15 protein-coding genes and 1 pseudogene are annotated in these 16489 nt (G+C 34.8%); 5 read left to right on the plus strand and 11 right to left on the minus strand.

All coding sequences use genetic code 11. The annotated features are described in order from the left end of the window. Positions 1 to 14: 14 nt before the first annotated feature. From AC3IS5_RS12705 to AC3IS5_RS12720, 4 genes are read right to left on the minus strand one after another with little or no spacing between them, the layout of a single operon-like run. Positions 15 to 1325: a purine-cytosine permease family protein gene (locus AC3IS5_RS12705; protein ID WP_489424747.1), complete on the minus strand. Its 1311-nt coding sequence runs from the start codon at positions 1323 to 1325 to the stop codon at positions 15 to 17. Continuing rightward, complete coding sequence (locus AC3IS5_RS12710; protein WP_489424748.1) at positions 1325 to 3091, minus strand: hydantoinase B/oxoprolinase family protein; 1767 nt, start codon at positions 3089 to 3091, stop codon at positions 1325 to 1327. The genes AC3IS5_RS12705 and AC3IS5_RS12710 overlap by 1 nt, the downstream gene beginning before the upstream one ends. Further along, positions 3084 to 5129, minus strand: coding sequence for a hydantoinase/oxoprolinase family protein (locus AC3IS5_RS12715; RefSeq protein WP_489424749.1), 2046 nt, complete (start codon positions 5127 to 5129; stop codon positions 3084 to 3086). Before AC3IS5_RS12715 ends, AC3IS5_RS12710 begins: the two co-directional genes overlap by 8 nt. A gap of 29 nt (positions 5130 to 5158) precedes the next feature. Then, positions 5159 to 5701, minus strand: a complete 543-nt coding sequence (locus tag AC3IS5_RS12720; protein WP_489424750.1) for a helix-turn-helix domain-containing protein — start codon at positions 5699 to 5701, stop codon at positions 5159 to 5161. 215 nt (positions 5702 to 5916) lie between these two features. On the opposite strand from AC3IS5_RS12720, the pseudogene AC3IS5_RS12725 reads away from it, so the two are divergent. After that, positions 5917 to 6141: pseudogene (locus AC3IS5_RS12725) on the plus strand (tyrosine-type recombinase/integrase); the annotation flags it as partial. 308 nt (positions 6142 to 6449) lie between these two features. On the opposite strand, the gene AC3IS5_RS12730 reads toward AC3IS5_RS12725, so the two are convergent. The 4 genes from AC3IS5_RS12730 to AC3IS5_RS12745 all read right to left on the minus strand — a co-directional run bounded on the left by AC3IS5_RS12730 (position 6450) and on the right by AC3IS5_RS12745 (position 9737). Beyond that, positions 6450 to 7328, minus strand: coding sequence for a hypothetical protein (locus tag AC3IS5_RS12730; protein WP_489424751.1), 879 nt, complete (start codon positions 7326 to 7328; stop codon positions 6450 to 6452). Positions 7329 to 8221: 893 nt separating this feature from the next. Next, positions 8222 to 8803, minus strand: coding sequence for a DUF3841 domain-containing protein (locus AC3IS5_RS12735; RefSeq protein ID WP_489424752.1), 582 nt, complete (start codon positions 8801 to 8803; stop codon positions 8222 to 8224). Positions 8804 to 8901: 98 nt separating this feature from the next. Continuing rightward, on the minus strand, positions 8902 to 9336 hold the full coding sequence (locus tag AC3IS5_RS12740) for a hypothetical protein (RefSeq protein WP_489424753.1): 435 nt from the start codon (positions 9334 to 9336) through the stop codon (positions 8902 to 8904). A gap of 245 nt (positions 9337 to 9581) precedes the next feature. Next, entirely contained in the window at positions 9582 to 9737 is a 156-nt protein-coding gene (locus AC3IS5_RS12745) for a hypothetical protein (protein WP_489424754.1), read from the minus strand. 453 nt (positions 9738 to 10190) lie between these two features. Here AC3IS5_RS12745 and AC3IS5_RS12750 point away from each other — a divergent pair, with 453 nt between their 5' ends. Together AC3IS5_RS12750 and AC3IS5_RS12755 are read left to right on the plus strand one after the other, a co-directional pair. Next, positions 10191 to 10706 (plus strand): nucleoside 2-deoxyribosyltransferase, encoded by a 516-nt coding sequence (locus AC3IS5_RS12750; RefSeq protein WP_489424755.1) that lies wholly within the window; start codon positions 10191 to 10193, stop codon positions 10704 to 10706. A 104-nt stretch (positions 10707 to 10810) separates the two neighbouring features. Further along, positions 10811 to 11257: a DinB family protein gene (locus AC3IS5_RS12755; protein ID WP_489424756.1), complete on the plus strand. Its 447-nt coding sequence runs from the start codon at positions 10811 to 10813 to the stop codon at positions 11255 to 11257. 409 nt (positions 11258 to 11666) lie between these two features. Here the strand turns inward: AC3IS5_RS12755 and AC3IS5_RS12760 are convergent, their stop codons facing one another. Further along, positions 11667 to 12491: a bacteriochlorophyll 4-vinyl reductase gene (locus AC3IS5_RS12760; RefSeq protein ID WP_489424757.1), complete on the minus strand. Its 825-nt coding sequence runs from the start codon at positions 12489 to 12491 to the stop codon at positions 11667 to 11669. 315 nt (positions 12492 to 12806) lie between these two features. On the opposite strand from AC3IS5_RS12760, the gene AC3IS5_RS12765 reads away from it, so the two are divergent. Further along, on the plus strand, positions 12807 to 13202 hold the full coding sequence (locus tag AC3IS5_RS12765) for a hypothetical protein (RefSeq protein ID WP_489424758.1): 396 nt from the start codon (positions 12807 to 12809) through the stop codon (positions 13200 to 13202). Positions 13203 to 13767: 565 nt separating this feature from the next. Here the strand turns inward: AC3IS5_RS12765 and AC3IS5_RS12770 are convergent. Next, positions 13768 to 15267 carry a sodium/proline symporter gene (locus tag AC3IS5_RS12770; RefSeq protein WP_489424759.1) on the minus strand — a complete coding sequence of 500 codons (1500 nt, stop codon included), beginning with the start codon at positions 15265 to 15267 and terminating at the stop codon, positions 13768 to 13770. On the opposite strand from AC3IS5_RS12770, the gene AC3IS5_RS12775 reads away from it, so the two are divergent. Continuing rightward, on the plus strand, positions 15267 to 15341 hold the full coding sequence (locus AC3IS5_RS12775; RefSeq protein WP_489427885.1) for a hypothetical protein: 75 nt from the start codon (positions 15267 to 15269) through the stop codon (positions 15339 to 15341). The two genes, AC3IS5_RS12770 and AC3IS5_RS12775, sit on opposite strands and share 1 nt — an antisense overlap. On the opposite strand, the gene AC3IS5_RS12780 is transcribed toward AC3IS5_RS12775, so the two are convergent. After that, the gene (locus AC3IS5_RS12780) at positions 15315 to 16475 is read right to left on the minus strand and encodes an NAD(P)/FAD-dependent oxidoreductase (RefSeq protein WP_489424760.1); all 1161 of its coding nucleotides are present in this window, start codon (positions 16473 to 16475) and stop codon (positions 15315 to 15317) included. The two genes, AC3IS5_RS12775 and AC3IS5_RS12780, sit on opposite strands and share 27 nt — an antisense overlap. Positions 16476 to 16489: the final 14 nt, after the last annotated feature.

Here is a 16489-nt window from a genome sequence, read left to right on the forward strand (position 1 = left end):
TATTTTACCTTTCCTTACTCCACTTTTGTAAATTGATCTGGACGTAATTTATGCTTAACCTTCATTAAGATAAGGTAGATTATTGCCGAAACGAATAATGATTGAATGGCTGGTATTCCCATTTCATTGGTATACTGAGTATAGTAAGCAATTGCAATGCCAATTGCCATTGCAATTGTAGCCATCCAGTTCCAGCCAGGATTATCAGTATACGTTTGACTACGAATAAAGAAAAAGTCCGCAATCATAATACCAGCAATAGGTCCGTAAATAATTCCTGAAACATATAAAAAATCTTCAAAGTAATCTAATACTCCTCCTAAAGCCATACCAACCCCTAAAATTGTTCCTAAAAATGTAAGTAACGCACGTCCCTTACCTGAGTTAATATTCAACATATTAGCCATAGAAAGGCCCATACTATAACTATTTACTATTTGACTAGTCCATGTAGAAAGCCATAATATTAGGAAACCCCACAAAGGAAAACCAAGTCCTAACATAATATGTACTATGTCTGCTTCCCCTGCACCAACTGCCATTATTGCCCCAACAAAAAATAAGGGAAATCCTACGCCCACAATACCTAATGGAATTAGAATATTATCTTTTACTTTAGGCTTTGCATACCTTGTATAATCTTGAACACCCACCCATTGTGATACATTCATGCCTAAAACTAAACTAATAGCAGCTAGTATCGTTATACTCGATTCAGGTTGCCATGATGCAACTTTTTCCCAGCCCGAATCTTTCATGACTAAATAGATTCCTGTTACTACCAAAAGAAGCCCTGCAGGAACAGCAATAATATCTGTCCACTTCATTGAAGACATTCCAAAAATAGATGGAATCGCAAAAAGCAATCCACAAACAGTGGTAATAAGCGCTAGCATCCCCCAGTTATTTTCATAATCTACACCAATCATTGCTGCAATAGCTTCTCCTGTTACAGCCGTTTGCAATGCCCACCAACCTAATCCAACGAAAAACGTGATTAATCCAATAATCCATCTTGCTTGAACATGTCCAAAACTACTTCTTGCCAATACGGACGAAGAAATTCCTGTTTTAGCCCCCATATATCCAGTGATTGCATTACCAATCCATTGAACAATGAAAAGAGAAATGAATAATATCCAGAAAATTTCCGTAATACCAAAGTAAGTGGCAAGCAACGCACCCGTTAATAAGACCGGTATAGAAAATTCTAACCCTCCAAAGATTACTGCTGGAATTAGCCAATGTTGTCGCTCATTTAATGGAACAGGAGATAGTGCTTCATCTGATGATACTGATTTAGTTTTCTTTCCATTACTAGTCATCAATCTCTCCCTTTCAAAAATCTTTTTCTTTCTTCTATTTCCTGCTTAATTTCATAAGTTTTCGGATCAAGAACAACCCCAAACTTCACCTCAGCATCTTGGACAGAAAAGTATCCATTCTTCACATCACTTTGAATTTGTTGAAGAGAGCGTAAATGTGGATTCCCATAGCCTCCTCCAGTTCCTGTTACTAATTCAAGTACATCTCCTTTCTCCAAGAGATATCTAGCATACATACCATAAGGCCCATCTATTTCTCCATTACGCTTTTTCACAAAAAATTTGTTTGTTGATCCTTCTTCTCCGTCATTCACACCCCACGGTGCAAATTTATGTCGACCATAAGTTACAGTCGCCTTAGCGTCTTTAGAAAGCACACGATATGAACGAATAACTCCCGCTCCACCTATGTATTCTCCAGCGCCTTTTCCATCACAATTTAGTTTATATTCATCTATCATGACTCCGTAGCGAGCTTCCGCAATTTCAACTGGAATATTATAAGTCTCACCGTCCCCAATACAGAATTGACCACGAGCACCATCTTGACCTACACCTGCTCCCCATCCACCAACAGATGGTTCTACTATTAAATACGGCTCTTTAGTACCCGAGTGTTCTCCGGACAAAGTAACAGAACAAACAGAAAGGAAATGACCTGCTGTTAATCGATCTGGTAAAACAGGAGCAAGTGCTTGCCAGACTAAGTCTCCTCCAGATGAACCACTTTCCCAATAGTTTGATACTGGCGCAGGTCGTTCTGCTGAAAATATTGATCCTTTATCCGTAAATACCTTCAAAGGTCTAAATACACCGTCATTTGCATCTTGTGAAGGATTCGTAATCGCTAAAAACACCGTCCTTACATCAGTTACAAGTGTAGTGTAAGAACCATTTACTGGTCCTGGAACTTGCGGATGACTCCCTCTAAAATCACAAATAAATTCGTCATCCGTAATAGTTACTTTCACTTGAATTCTAAAAGGCCCATTGCCAAGTCCATCCCCATCGATATAGTTACTTGCTTCATATACTCCATTTGGAAGTTTCTCTATTTCTTTCAATGCCATTTGTTCACCTTGTTGTAAAAGTAATTCTATTGAAGCTTCCACTGTTTCTTTTTCATACTTATCACAAAGCTCCCTGAAACGTCTTTCTCCTATTTTCAGAGCCGCAATTTGTGCCCACATATCACCTTCCGATAAATCTGGAAATCTAACATTGCTCTTGATCATTTCTATTAACGCCGTATTCATTTCACCTTTATTACTTAATTTAATACAGGGAAATTGTAAGCCTTCTTGGTAAATATCAGTTGAATCATTTGTAAACGACCCAGGATCTTTTCCGCCTACTTCTGTCCAATGTGCTTTGTTAGCTGAAAAACCTAGTAGCTCACCTTCATAAAATATTGGGAGTACAAGGCCCACATCCGACAAATGTGTTCCTCCTCCTCCGTATGGGTCATTTATGATGAAAATATCTCCAGGATAGATATCATTTTTAGCACTATACTTTGTTATTACATCTTTCACCATATAACTTAATGTCCCGATAAATCCTGCGACTCCATTACCTTGAGTTAATAATTGCCCTTTTTTGTCTGTTAAACCACAAGCAAAGTCTAGTACTTCATAAATAATTGGACTCATAGAAGTTCTTGCTAATGTATAAAACATTTCATCTCCAATAGACAAAAGTGTATCTTTTACAATTTCCAATGTGAATGGATCTTGTTCTTTAAAAAGTTGTTTTATATCACTCATTTATATCTACTCCTGTATCAATTATTAGATTTCCATAAATATCCGCATGTACTTTCTGACCATTTTCAATTATTGTTACCGCCGCTTTTTCTTCAATTATCGCAGGTCCAAATATTTTTTCTTCAGTTGGAAGTAATTCTCTATCATATATAGTTGTCTCTTCCCAACCAACCTTTTCAAAATAAACAGGACGATGTTCAATAATGGCATCTTCTAAGTAACCTGAATTTTCAATCTTTTTTAATGATGGTTTATTGATATTCCCCAGCGCCACTATGTGCATGCTTACAATTTCAGTTGGTGAGTCATCTAAACGAAAAGTAAAATTCTTCTCATGCATTTCATGGAAATCATTAATCAAATCATTTATTATCTCTTCCGTCCAATCTCCATTAGAAACTGGAACTTTTACTGAGTGTTCCTGCCCTAAATAACGAATATCTACGAAACGTGTAAACACTACAGTCTCTTCAAATTCTTCTTTTTTAAATTGTTCAAAGGCTTTACTCTCAATCTCATGCCATCTTTTGTTAATCTCTTCTAGGTCTAATTCTTCCAATCTTTTAACATACGTTTGAATATAGTCATGACGTAATTCCGTCATTAACATTCCCCAAGCTGAAAATACTGGCGAAGCAAAAGGAATAACTACTTTTTTCACACCCAATTCCTTTGCTAATGAGGCTGCATGCATAGATCCTCCTCCTCCAAAAGCAACTAATGTGAAGTTTCTAGGATCATGTCCTTTTCGAATAGAGATAAGCTTTAATGCAGTCAACATATTAGCATTAGCAATTCGAATAATACCTAATGCCGCTTCCTCGACACTCACATCAAAAACTTTTGCAATACGCTCTTCTAGTACTGATTTCACTTTTTCCATATCCACTTGATAATCAAAGTTTTTAGCTGATAATCTCCCGACGTATAAATTGGCATCTGTAGTTGTTGGTTCCGTTCCACCTTTGTTATAAGCAACCGGGCCCGGCAAAGCTCCTGCCGATTGAGGTCCAACTTTCAATGAGCCTCCTTCATCAACCCACGCAATTGAACCTCCTCCATTCCCAATTTCTACTATGTCAACTACAGGTACTTTAACTGGATATCCCGCGGTACGACTGTTTTTCTCTATATAGTAATCTGTAGAAACTTTCATCTCCCCATCTTCAATTAAGGAACATTTGGCAGTAGTCCCTCCGATATCGAATGCTATAATGTTTGATACTCCTATTTGAGCTCCTAATATAGCTGAAGCATAAACCCCAGCAACAGGACCAGACTCCAACATATTAATAGGTAGTTTTTTTGCCTGTTCAAATGTAGTAGTACCTCCATTTGATTGCATAATGTAGTTTTTCCCATCTGATATTATCTTTAACTCATCTTGTAACTTATCAATATATGTAGATGCGATTGGTTGTACATATGCATTAAGAACCGTTGTACTAGCTCTCTCGTATTCTCTCCATTCCATCGTTACCTCGTGAGAAACTGTTACAAAAACTTCTGGCCAATGATTTTGGATTATTTTTTTTGTTTCTAACTCATGAATTGGGTTTACATATGAATGCAAGTAGACAACCCCTATTGCTTCTACTCCTTCTGCCTTAAACTCCTCAATTATTTGAAGAATTCCTTCCTTGTTTAATGATTGAATAACCTCTCCTTTGTAATTAAGACGTTCGTCAACTTCTTTTCTCAAATATCTTTCTACAAAAGGAGTAGGTTTTTCATATCGTATATTAAATAGATCTGGTCTGTTCCCTCGAGCAATTTCTAGTACGTCTTTAAAACCTTTTGTAGTTATTAAGCCTGTTTTAACTCCTTTTCTCTCTGTAATTGCATTTATTACAACTGTAGACCCGTGAATAAACTGTCTCATTTGTTGCTTATCAATTTCATTTTTCTTGATTACATCAATTACTCCTTTTTCAAAATTAGGCGGTGTCGTCGATGTTTTATCTACCCTTACAACTCCATTATCATCCATATATACGAGGTCGGTGAACGTACCACCTATGTCTGTAGCTACTCTCATTTCTACTCCTACTCCTTTGACTAAAATTATTAATAAATTATTGGTGTTAAAACGCTTAAAAGTAATGTTTCTTGGTTCAATGGATTTTTCCACATATGCTCTGTTGTTGAAGGAAAATGAATCGATTCTCCCTCTTGTAAGCAATACTCTTCATTATCAATAACGAAAATAATAGCTCCTTTTAATACGTAATAAAATTCTTCTCCAGGGTGACTAAATGTAAATTGATCTACTTGTAATGGTGGTACTACCACAGTCAACGCTTCTAGTTCACGTTCAATAAAATGGCCACTTAGCTTTGTGTAGGTTGAGTCTGAGCCAGTAAGTTGAAAAGGTTTTTGATCTTCTAATTTGTGTGTATATTTCACTTCAATATCTTTCTGAAAGAAATCTACCATATCCACATTCAATGCATCTGCAATTTTCTTTAAAGATGTTATTGCCAATGATGATGAACCTCTCTCTACTTGAGATAGAAATCCTACCGATAATTCTGTCTTTTCACTCATCTCTTTTAATGTAAGCTCTTTCATTTTGCGGATTTCTCTAATCTTTTTAGCAATACTTTCCACTATTTTTTAGTCTCCCCTCAAAAATTATAGTAATACTTAACTTCCTATCATACTATCATAATTTTTAAAATATTCAAATTAATAATTGGGTTTTTATAGAAACAGCTTATTGAACACCTTCAATCTAAAGTAGTATTTGTTACTTTAAGTTCTACCTTAATAAAATTTATTTTGACCAAATATAGAGGTCAATGTAATCGCATAACAAAAATGCTGTTCAAAAAATGGGCATGAAATATTCTAAAGTTTTTGGCAAAGAACATTTAACAGCCCATTTATCGAGACATAGTTTCGGAACTTATTTATACAACAGGACTGGAAAAATCAGAGGTGTTCAAAAAGCACTTGGACATTCATCTATGGAGACTTCTCAGTTTAATACGCACTTATTCGAAGATTTTGATTGTCGTTTAATTGACGTAGCATTCACAGAGAAATAAAACAAAAAAAGGACCAAGGGAGTTGAATTCCCTTGGTCCTTTTAAATTTAGGATATGTTTAACTTGATGATTATTTTTTAAATTTTATAAGCATATTTAAGATTTTAATCTCAATTACGATTATTTTCGAGTGGCGAGTAATCAATAATCGCCTCCGATTAAAAACTAAATAACGCCAACACAATGACTAATAAAGAGACTGCCATATAGACATAAAGATAAAAAAATGTACACTGCAAGATAGGCTCCATTAGGTAATGGCCTATCTTTACAAGGTACATTTTTTGTTTTTATAATATTAAAATAAACTAGTCATGATTCAATACGTACTCATCATAACTCAAGTCTTCCGAAATATTTAAGCTATCATTTAATGTTTCAAATAGTTCTATTTGGTTAGCATATAAAGAATCAATCTTATCTAATGCTTCTTCTGATTCCATCTTGACTTGCACTCCCATTCGTAAATTATTCACAAATAACATACGAACTTTCTCAATCTCTTTGAAATTCTTCATTATTAATAGGACAGTATCATACTCTTCTGCAGAAAAATTCTTTCCGTATTTCTCTTGAAAAGCTTCAGCTTCTTCTTCCCAGTATGAAACTTGTATTTTTGCAAAATCATATTTCATATCAGCATATTCAGTAGCATCTTTTTGCTTAACACCATCGGATGTAACATAGTTAATAAAGCTATCCATTTCATTATCTATAATATTATTTTCTTTATCAAACTCATATAAGCTTTGATAAAATTTTTCACGATAAATTGCATTATAATAAGTAGATGATTGTTTTAAATTTGACAGAAATTTTTTCTTTTCTTTATAACTTAAACCATCAATTTTCTTTAATAAATGATCCCCAAGAGATTTTACGACTTCTCCATCATTAATTTTTACCTTTTCATCAACGTTAAAAGCGTCAGCATATAAATTTAACGTGTATTTAATGGATGGAAATTCTTTTTCCGAAAAGTAGCCTTCTTTAACATAAGTTTTGTTCTTATAGAGAGTTTTAATACTTTCAACAATTTTTTGAGTTTGCTGATCGATTTTTTCCATATCAGCCTTACTCATACTTTGTTGGGATACTTTTGTTTCTTCAGGAGTACTTGTAGGTGAAGTACATCCTGTTGCCAGTAAGCTTGCTGCTAATAACGGTATAATTATCTTAGTATTCAATATGTATTCACGCCTTTATAATTTATTCTATGTCATTATACCCTATTATAAATATCAAAAAAAGACCAGTAACAAAATATCGAATAGTCTTTTACTCCTATCTATTATGTATAAACCCACTAATTCACCGTAATTGTCTTTTAAAGTTTTTGTCTATCAACGTCTTGTTGCGCTTAAGTTCTTTAAACATCTGAACCTTATATAACTCATACTCTTCTTAGCTGTATCTGTAAGTTGATAAAAGACAAATTCTTGAAAGCCAATGCCCTTCTCTCTTTTAATTATCTTTTCTTTAATAGTAACCTCATCCCTAGTTAATTCATACAAGCCCCCTTTTCTTCGCTTTGCAAGCGGTTATTCCAGGAACTTGCTACTGGTGATGCGATCTTTATTCTTAGCTGCCCACTTCCAGAAATGATTTACATCTATAACTAATTCATGTAAGGTAATGAACCCCGAAGCAATTCTTGTATTCCCAATACCTAATTTATCTACTTTCGATTCAATTACTGCAGTTGTATTACCTAACCTTGAAACGATCTGCTCAAATGATAATCGCCAAGTGCTTTCTTCTAAAAAATCCACATCATCTGTAGTTGTTCAAACAAATAAATCCTCCATTCTAAAAAGAAAGACCGAATCCAATTAAGAATTCGGTCTAGTTAATGCAACCTCTTGATATTAGGCTGTCAATAGATATATTTATTTTTAAAAGGCAGTTTTGATTAGAATATACTCTATATACTTACCACTTACAGTCTTTTTATAACTTCATTAATAGTATAATCAATTTTATCAATCGCAATCGATCCACCAAGCAAGATAGATAAGTTGCCTCAGTTATCCGACTTATTTCTAAATTTTAAAGAAAGTAGAACAATTAATTCCTCGAGCTATTTCTTTTTCTTATGTGAAGCATAAGTTTTTCTATTTGGTCCTTTTGCAACAAAGCGGGTAACTTTTTTCACTTGATCCATTGTAATGCGCGGTGTCACACCTTGTATCCATTCTGGATCAAATGTACCGTTCCATTTCGGATCCAGATTAGAAAGCTTTTCAAAATCAAAGACTATTTCCCATGATTTTTCAACCCTCTCAGTAGACCATTCATTTCGAAGATGATCTTCCCATTCTTTTTCACTAGTCGTATATGGGCCTTCGTTTAATACATGGTGCCAACTTGAAAAATCAGACCAAAGAATATCTTCATCTGGTATTTCTAATTTAAGAATAACTCCACGGGTTCCTCTAGATAAAAGAGCCGATTCGTTTCTACCAGGGCGGCGTTTCCATACCCAAACAGGATATGAATGCCCTTCGTAGTTTGGTAATCGTTTTTTCATTTGTTCAATCATCCAACTATACGGTTTATCAAATATATCCGGATCTTCAATATGTTCTTTAGACCCCTCATAATACCCTTGCTCTCGCATCATTTTGTATATTGATTCTGGATGTACGGTATAAACTATCATGATTTATTTCCCTTTCTTAATTCCGGTTGTCTTTTTAAAGCTGATTCAAGTTCAATATTTATTAACTCCAGAAATCTACTAGCTATTAAGAGATTCCATTAAATAAACTGATTCCGTATGACAACGACCATGGTAATAGCAATGATACAAAAAATAATAACACCCACCGTCATAATCGTACCCATAGATGCACCGTACAATTTAAACGGTTCTGGGGGCGCCTCATTTGACGGATCACTCGCTAAAAAATTTGCTACTGCCATCATATGTAAAAAACGTTCTTGCGAAAAATTATTATGTAATTCAATTTGCTGTTCTGCTAAATAGCTTTGATTCCACTTTGTTTCATCCCCTATAAACACTTTACCATCATGAGCCATCCATACACCTAACTGTTGTTCGTTAATTTTTGTAATGGCTTTTGCTAATTCTCCGTCATTATCTAGTGGATGATTCATTAGATAAATCCGTAATTGATGTTGAATCTCGGCTATATCATTACTTGTAAGAATTGTTTCGAGTTGAGTAGGCATTATTATGTCTCCCTTTTCAAATACTAAGCGCTTACACAATTGTAGTACAGATAGCTCAATTTCGTAATAGGGTTCACTGAATAGCCTTATATATACTTTTTACTGTTACCCTAATCTACTCACAATATACCAATTTGATATACTTTTTTAAAAAAACCCTACAACTTATCTAAAAAAGAAATCAAAACAAAAAAAGAGTGTTATACACCACTCTCTTTTAACCACTAAAAATATTTAATCAATTGTTAACCAAAAATCATCGTTAAAAATTTTGCAACTAACTTATCTGCACCAGTAAGAGGATTAATAATAAATACAGTAACAAAAACTCCTGCAAGAAATGGCCATATAATTCTTTTACGCGAATTTTTCCTTGCTTCATTGTTTTTCAAATTATTCATTATACTCCACTCCTGTTCTTCTTAATCTTGCAAATATCAACTTTTGGACAAGGGAACTTACATATCCATTTATATTCTCATCAAGGATGTACATTATCTTCTCCATTTAGATAACTGACTTCCTCCTTAACATAAAAAAAATATAATAAGAGACTAACTATTTTATCTATTATTTTACATTTATATGTACTTTTTGTAAAAAAAGATATAAGCCGTAGTATGCTGTACTGATAAATCAAACCATAACAAAAACTCCGTAAAAAAGAGAGATCTTACTGCTCTCTTTCTTAGCACTAAATAAAACTCTCATCAGTGCCCTTTTAATCATTGTCACTATTATAAATTTACCCATAGAAAACTACTTGCAGTACGTATATTCAGATAAACAATATGTATCTCTCCTTCAAATGGTTATACTATATAAGAATGAAATGATTTATGGGAGGAATTACTTTGACTACAAAAGGTTATTTAGCAAATGGATTATTTGGATTAGGCGACCGCTTAGTAAATGAAATGGTTGCAAAAGCAGTACGCGAGGCAGTGCCAGGTGTGGATTTATATGTACCTCAAGAAAATATGGCGATCAATGATAAGTCATCTTATGCCAATAGTTTAGCAATTGCAGGTGCTGATATTGAGGCTCTAAAAGCAAGTGATTTCTTAATCGCTATCATTGATGGTGTTGAAATTGACTCTGGTGTTGCTGCTGAAATTGGTGCATTTTCGATGCTAGACCGCCCTATTTTCGCACTATACTCTGACACACGCCAACAAGGTAGAGATAATACAAAGAAAATCGATGCTTTAATCACAGATGGAACGGAAAATCAATTTGCCTACCGTAACCTGTTTGTCATTGGTTTAATCAAACAAAACGGCATGATCGCTTCTTCAATTGAAGATTTGATTGAAGGAATGCGAGAAAGAAACATAGCAATAAAAGAAGTTCAATCAGTTAACAAGTAACAGGAATACTTACTTTCACATAAATAAAAAAATCAATCTATTGCAGGAATATCCATCATTCTAATGAATATACATAGAAAGATTCATTACGGAGGATGATAGAGGTGAAAGATGTGATAGATGGTATCAATTATTGGATTTATTACGTTCCTAAAGAAATCAAACGTATGTCTGAAATAGATGTAACTAAAAGACCATCGCCAACTAAATGGTCAAAAAAAGAAATACTAGGACACCTATGTGACTCAGCTATTATGAACATAGAACGATTCATTAAAATTCAATATGAAAAACAGCCCTATGTACTTCCCACTTACAATCAAGATGAATGGGTAGCTAAGCAAAATTATCAAGATACCTCTATCGAGGAGATTTTGACTTTATTTTACGTTTTAAATAAACAAATCATCGCCATAATCAATAATATTCCTGATGAAAAACGTTCTTACTTATGTGACATTGGAAATAAGGAACTTAAAACATTAGATTGGCTCATTCAAGATTATTACGATCATATGGAACATCATCTTAAGAAACAAATTTTCAAGTAATACTAATAGTAAGTTATAGACATTAAAAAGGTGCTTCAAAAGCCAAATATCTGGCTCTTGAAGCACTTTTTATGTTAAAGATAGATTGTGATTTTCTATTTTCAATCCTTGAGTCAAAATTCGTTTCAAAAACTTCCCTATCAAGTACGGTTTAGTCATCTATTTATTAAAGGTACAGTAACCCCATTATCTATTACCATCAATGATTAATAAATAGATTGACAGAGAAAAATTGAACTGTATTCATTCACTCAACCCAATTTATATTCTAACATAAATATCCAATTCACTTATTGAGTGTTATTCCAGAAAATGGCCCTTAAATGAAAATAAGCTCTTATCCTTTTTTGAAGGCTAGCGCCCCATAAATGATATGGTTCTCCGTAACTAATATAAGTGCGGTTTTATATTATATTTTAATCTCATCAAAATTATCTAGTTCTTCAAAATCTACATCAATAATTTCTGGATTATTCTTTTTAAGTTCCTCAAAGCTTTTTCTAACATCTTCTGAAGAAAGATTCATATTTTCCTCTAGGGCTTTTGAGAGTCTATTCCCCATTTTCGTCATAGAAGCAAATGTTAGCCCTCCTGAGACTACACCTCCAACAACTGGAATAACTTTTGATATTCCTTTAGCAAAGGTATCCTTAGTAACTTTCACTCCAATATAGCTTGCTATTTTTTTTAATATTGGGTAATAAATTGTCTTCATTAAAGCTTTATTCGGAAGTTTTTTCAATGCTTCCTTAGATAATTGAGATGACAACACTTTTATTGTTGCTGTTGCTCCTCCCACTCCAAACATCACACCTAAAAATAATACCAAGTCTCCGTTTACCTTTTCTACATCTAATCCATCATCATCCCAGAAATCCTCATATCCATAAATATAACCTAATTCTTGAGATAATCTTAATGCCATGCCAAAAAACTGTGCTGTATCAGCTGGTATTGTAGCAGCCATTGCTAATCCTCCTGGTACACCTGCAGCAAATGAGACACTAGAACTTTTCATAGTTCGATCTGAGATAACCTTTTTTGCGACTTTATTTATTATCTTTTTATCGATATTAGCGTTTATTGGACCTTTTTCAATTATTTCTGCTAATTGATTTGGGGATACATGTTTAGAAAAATTTTTGGCTAATAATTCATCTCTATTAACTTTAACTCCCGGTAACTTGACTGCATTTGTTATTAAAACTTCAAACATTCCAGATTCATTTGCCATTATTCATCTCTCCCTATATTAAGAACCATATATATACATATATTTTACAATAAAATCAGATGTATTACTCATTTTTATATTTTGAACAAATCGTAAAAAGGAGCAGATAAGTCATCTGCTAATGCCCTATCCGCTCCCTTGCCCTGTTAAATAATCTTCTTCAATAATCTGGTCTCATACATAAAGAAAGAGCTAATTTCTACTATAGAATTGCGCCTTAATCTGGAATAACTAATTACTTAAAATCGATTTATTGTTATCAAGCCAATTTAATTTCATATACATATATTAATGACTAGTTGGGAGTGATTTAGTATGAGTGAAATCGCTTGTTTAGTGTGGGGGGGAGTACATTTTCGTAAAGGATATTACGAAATAGATGTAGATATTGATATTTATCCAACCGCTGATAATGATGTTAAGGTTAGAACAAGTAGTTATGAAGATGTACATATAGATGTTGACGTAGATGTAGATACTTCAATTTATAATGAAATAGTAGAAAAGGGGGATATTTCCTTAAAATTAATATCTGAAGAAAATAATAGGTATATTCGTTATGATAAATCTGTTGATACTTATAAATATATTTGTGAAGATTGTGGGTTCATCATGAGCTTTATTAAAGAAAAAAACGTAGCAAGTAAATCAGAAGAGAATAAACGTAAACAAAAAGAAAACACCTATGTTTGGACAAATTTTGGAAAATAAAGACCTTAAATAGCACCCTAATACTAATAACATTGTAAACGAACAAATTAAAAGAGCGTGTTATGAAAAATGATTAATCAAAACACGCTCTAAATATATTCTATTGAATCATCCTTTTTGCTAAATTTGTTTGATTTTTTATGTTTTATTTCCTCCATTTAAGCGCCCGATTGTGGAAGAACAAATACTAAACCTCAGTACCTAAAAGCCTTAACATATATTTATGATACGGTTCACTGTGGTTATTTAAGAGACAAAAAAGACAATGGTAAACCAATCTTACCATTGTCTTTTTGTTTTTTTCATCCGGATGTTTCCACACTCTAAATGTGCAGAGTGTGGAAACACAAGGGTGTCGGTAGGTTTATGTTGGACACGATTCTCTAGAAAGAGCGTGTCTATTTTTTTCTAGTTGATGCGACGAACTTTCAATTAATCATAGAACAGCGCCCTAACTCTCAGTATTTCATTTGCATCACCGACGTGTTAGATGATGCAATATACAGACAAAAGACACAAACTCTATAGTTTGTGTCTTTCATATCCTCTCAACTAGAAACCATAGTTAACTTACTTCTAGCGGAGTTGACTCCTTCACTTCTAGTGGAGTTGAATTCTTTTCTTCTAACAATTTTTCATCTTTTTTATCCGGGAACAATAAGCTGAAGATAATACCGAATGCTGCTGCGATAAAGAACGTTGTGAAACGGGAAGTAGCTATCGCATCAAGTGGCGTTGAAATCCAAATAACTGTACTAACGAATCCCGAGATAATTGTCGCGATGACACCGATACCCGAATACCGTTTCCAAAAGAATGTTAAGATGACTACGGGTGACAGCGTACATCCTACTCCAGCCCACGCCCAACTGACTACGAGAAAGACAAGCGACTTGGATGTCAAGGCGATAATTAAGCCCACGATTCCTGCTCCGATAATCGTAATTCGAGAGATAGCCACCAATTTCTTTTCAGATAGCTTTATATTCATTGCATGTCGTATGATATCTTCACTAACCGAACTTGTAATGACAAGCAACTGTGAATCAGCGGTGGAAATGATAGCAGCAAGTAGACCTGCAAGTAAAATACCGGCGATCCACTGAGGCATCAAGTCAAGAATCATTAAAGGTAAAATCATTTCGACATCTTCGAATACTTGACCTTGATACAATGTGATCGCCGTAATCCCAATCATGAACGCACCACCGTATGCCAATATCGTCCAAGTAATCGCAACGAAACTCCCCTGATTTGCTTCTTTTTTACTTCTAAGAGCCATAAACCGAGCACTTAATTGTGGTTGTCCACCAAGGAAGCCAAAAAACCATGAAAAGTTGTTAAAAAGTAATAATCCTAATGAGAAACCAATCGCTCCCCCAGTCCATGAATCCATTGAGGGTCCAGCGGCTACTAGAGCCTGACTAATAGACAAATCGGCTGCTGAAATTTGAAAAAGTGCTACAATCGGTAATACGACTAATGTTGTAAGCATCATGACAGCCTGTATCATATCCGTCCAAACGACTGTTACGAAACCACCGACATAAGCAAGTATAACGACAATAATAACACTTAAGATAGCTCCGACCTTTGTAGGAATATTAAAAACAGCCAATAATGTTTTCCCAGCTCCAGCAATTTGTGCTCCAAAATAAAACATCATAAAGCTAAAAATAAGAATAGTAGAAAGCCAAAGAATGATTTTACCATGTTTCCCGAAACGATATGCCAAATAACCAGGCAGTGTCAACGCGCCGGTTTGCTCGGCTTCCTTCATAAATCGTTTCGCTAAGAAAAGCCAAGCAAAGATAATACCAGATGCAATTCCGATAGCTACCCAAATTCCCGATAGCCCTGTAGCAAAGACAAAACCAGTGTATCCTAAGAGAAGCCAAGCAGACTCCCCTGTAGCACGTTCCGAAAACGCCAACGCCCAACCTGGCAATTGCTTTCCGCCTAGAATAAAATCGGCATGACTTTTCGAACGACGACTTACGAGATATCCAACAACTAGCATGATTACGAGATACAGTATGAATTCAATCATTATAATCGTATTCAATTAACCCAGCCCCCTTAGTCTCTCATTACAATTCGTACGTTCTAAGGTTACACAATCGCATCTTCCAACACTAAATCATTTTCTGCAAATCGCTCCACACGTAGCGGCGTCAGATCTAGCGTTTCATATTTCCCTTTACAAATTAACTCGGCCAATCCTAGTCCTACCCCAGGCGCTTGCTGCATTCCATGTCCGCTAAATCCAAGTGCAACAAAATAACCTTTCATTAATGGATGTTCACCGATAATAGCATTTTGATCCACTGTATTGTGGTCATACATTCCAGCCCAACCTGATTCCAATTTTATACTTTCGAAATTTGGAACGCGATGCGCTAAGATTGGCCATAAATAATCGAATGATGATCGCTTCCAATTAAAATCAATACCTGGTTTTACATCTTCCGAAAATCCAGCTATTACCTTATCCCCTTCATGACGGAAATAAACACCTGTCGGATCAATTGTAAGCGGTAACATTTTTTCTAATTTTTTTGTAGAATCAAAGATGTACACTTGACGCTTCAACGGCACAACTGGTAGTGGCAAACCAACCGCTTCGCTTAACTCAGCTCCCCAGGCACCTGCACAGTTAATAACGATCGGTGCGGAATAAGTTGTTCCATCAACTAATCGAACACCCTTCATTCGTCCGCCTTCTGCTATTAATGAAGCGACCTCTGCAGAAATATACTCCACCCCCATTTTTTGGGCGTTTTTACGGTAAGCTTGCATGACAGAGTACGGGTCTAGATAACCATCCTCTTTACAGAACAATCCACCTGCAAGGTCACCAGTTTCCAGTTCAGGAATAATACTCAATAGGTCCTTGTGCGAAAGTATTTCAGAAGGAACACCAAGCCTATTTTGTAACGCTAGTTGTTGTGCAAATGCAGGTAACATCCTCTCAGTTGCTAAAAATAAATAACCCGGTTGTTTGAAATCAATTTTAGCTTTTTCCCCGTCAATTGCCATATCATTTGCAAAGTTTTTATATACTTCCAAACTGAACCTACTTAATTGGATGTTAATAGACGTTGAATATAATTGTCGAAAACCGCCTGCACTTCGGGCTGTTGATGAATATTCATACGTTGGATCTTTTTCAAAAACGAGAACGCTCCCTTCGAAGCCATTCTTACGTAATGAAAAAGCCGTACTCGAACCCATTACTCCCCCACCAACAATGATAATATCTGCTTTTTTCATATTGCTTCACTCCC

The organism is Viridibacillus sp. KH_047 (genome assembly GCF_057838945.1).

Bases quoted from the DNA above. Each gene is read 5' to 3' on its own strand.
- AC3IS5_RS12705 (WP_489424747.1), bottom strand. From the start codon at position 1,325: ATGACTAGTAATGGAAAGAAAACTAAATCAGTATCATCAGATGAAGCA.
- AC3IS5_RS12710 (WP_489424748.1), bottom strand. From the start codon at position 3,091: ATGAGTGATATAAAACAACTTTTTAAAGAACAAGATCCATTCACATTG.
- AC3IS5_RS12715 (WP_489424749.1), bottom strand. From the start codon at position 5,129: ATGAGAGTAGCTACAGACATAGGTGGTACGTTCACCGACCTCGTATAT.
- AC3IS5_RS12735 (WP_489424752.1), bottom strand. From the start codon at position 8,803: ATGATAGTTTATACCGTACATCCAGAATCAATATACAAAATGATGCGA.
- AC3IS5_RS12740 (WP_489424753.1), bottom strand. From the start codon at position 9,336: ATGCCTACTCAACTCGAAACAATTCTTACAAGTAATGATATAGCCGAG.
- AC3IS5_RS12745 (WP_489424754.1), bottom strand. From the start codon at position 9,737: ATGAATAATTTGAAAAACAATGAAGCAAGGAAAAATTCGCGTAAAAGA.
- AC3IS5_RS12760 (WP_489424757.1), bottom strand. From the start codon at position 12,491: ATGGCAAATGAATCTGGAATGTTTGAAGTTTTAATAACAAATGCAGTC.
- AC3IS5_RS12765 (WP_489424758.1), top strand. From the start codon at position 12,807: ATGAGTGAAATCGCTTGTTTAGTGTGGGGGGGAGTACATTTTCGTAAA.
- AC3IS5_RS12780 (WP_489424760.1), bottom strand. From the start codon at position 16,475: ATGAAAAAAGCAGATATTATCATTGTTGGTGGGGGAGTAATGGGTTCG.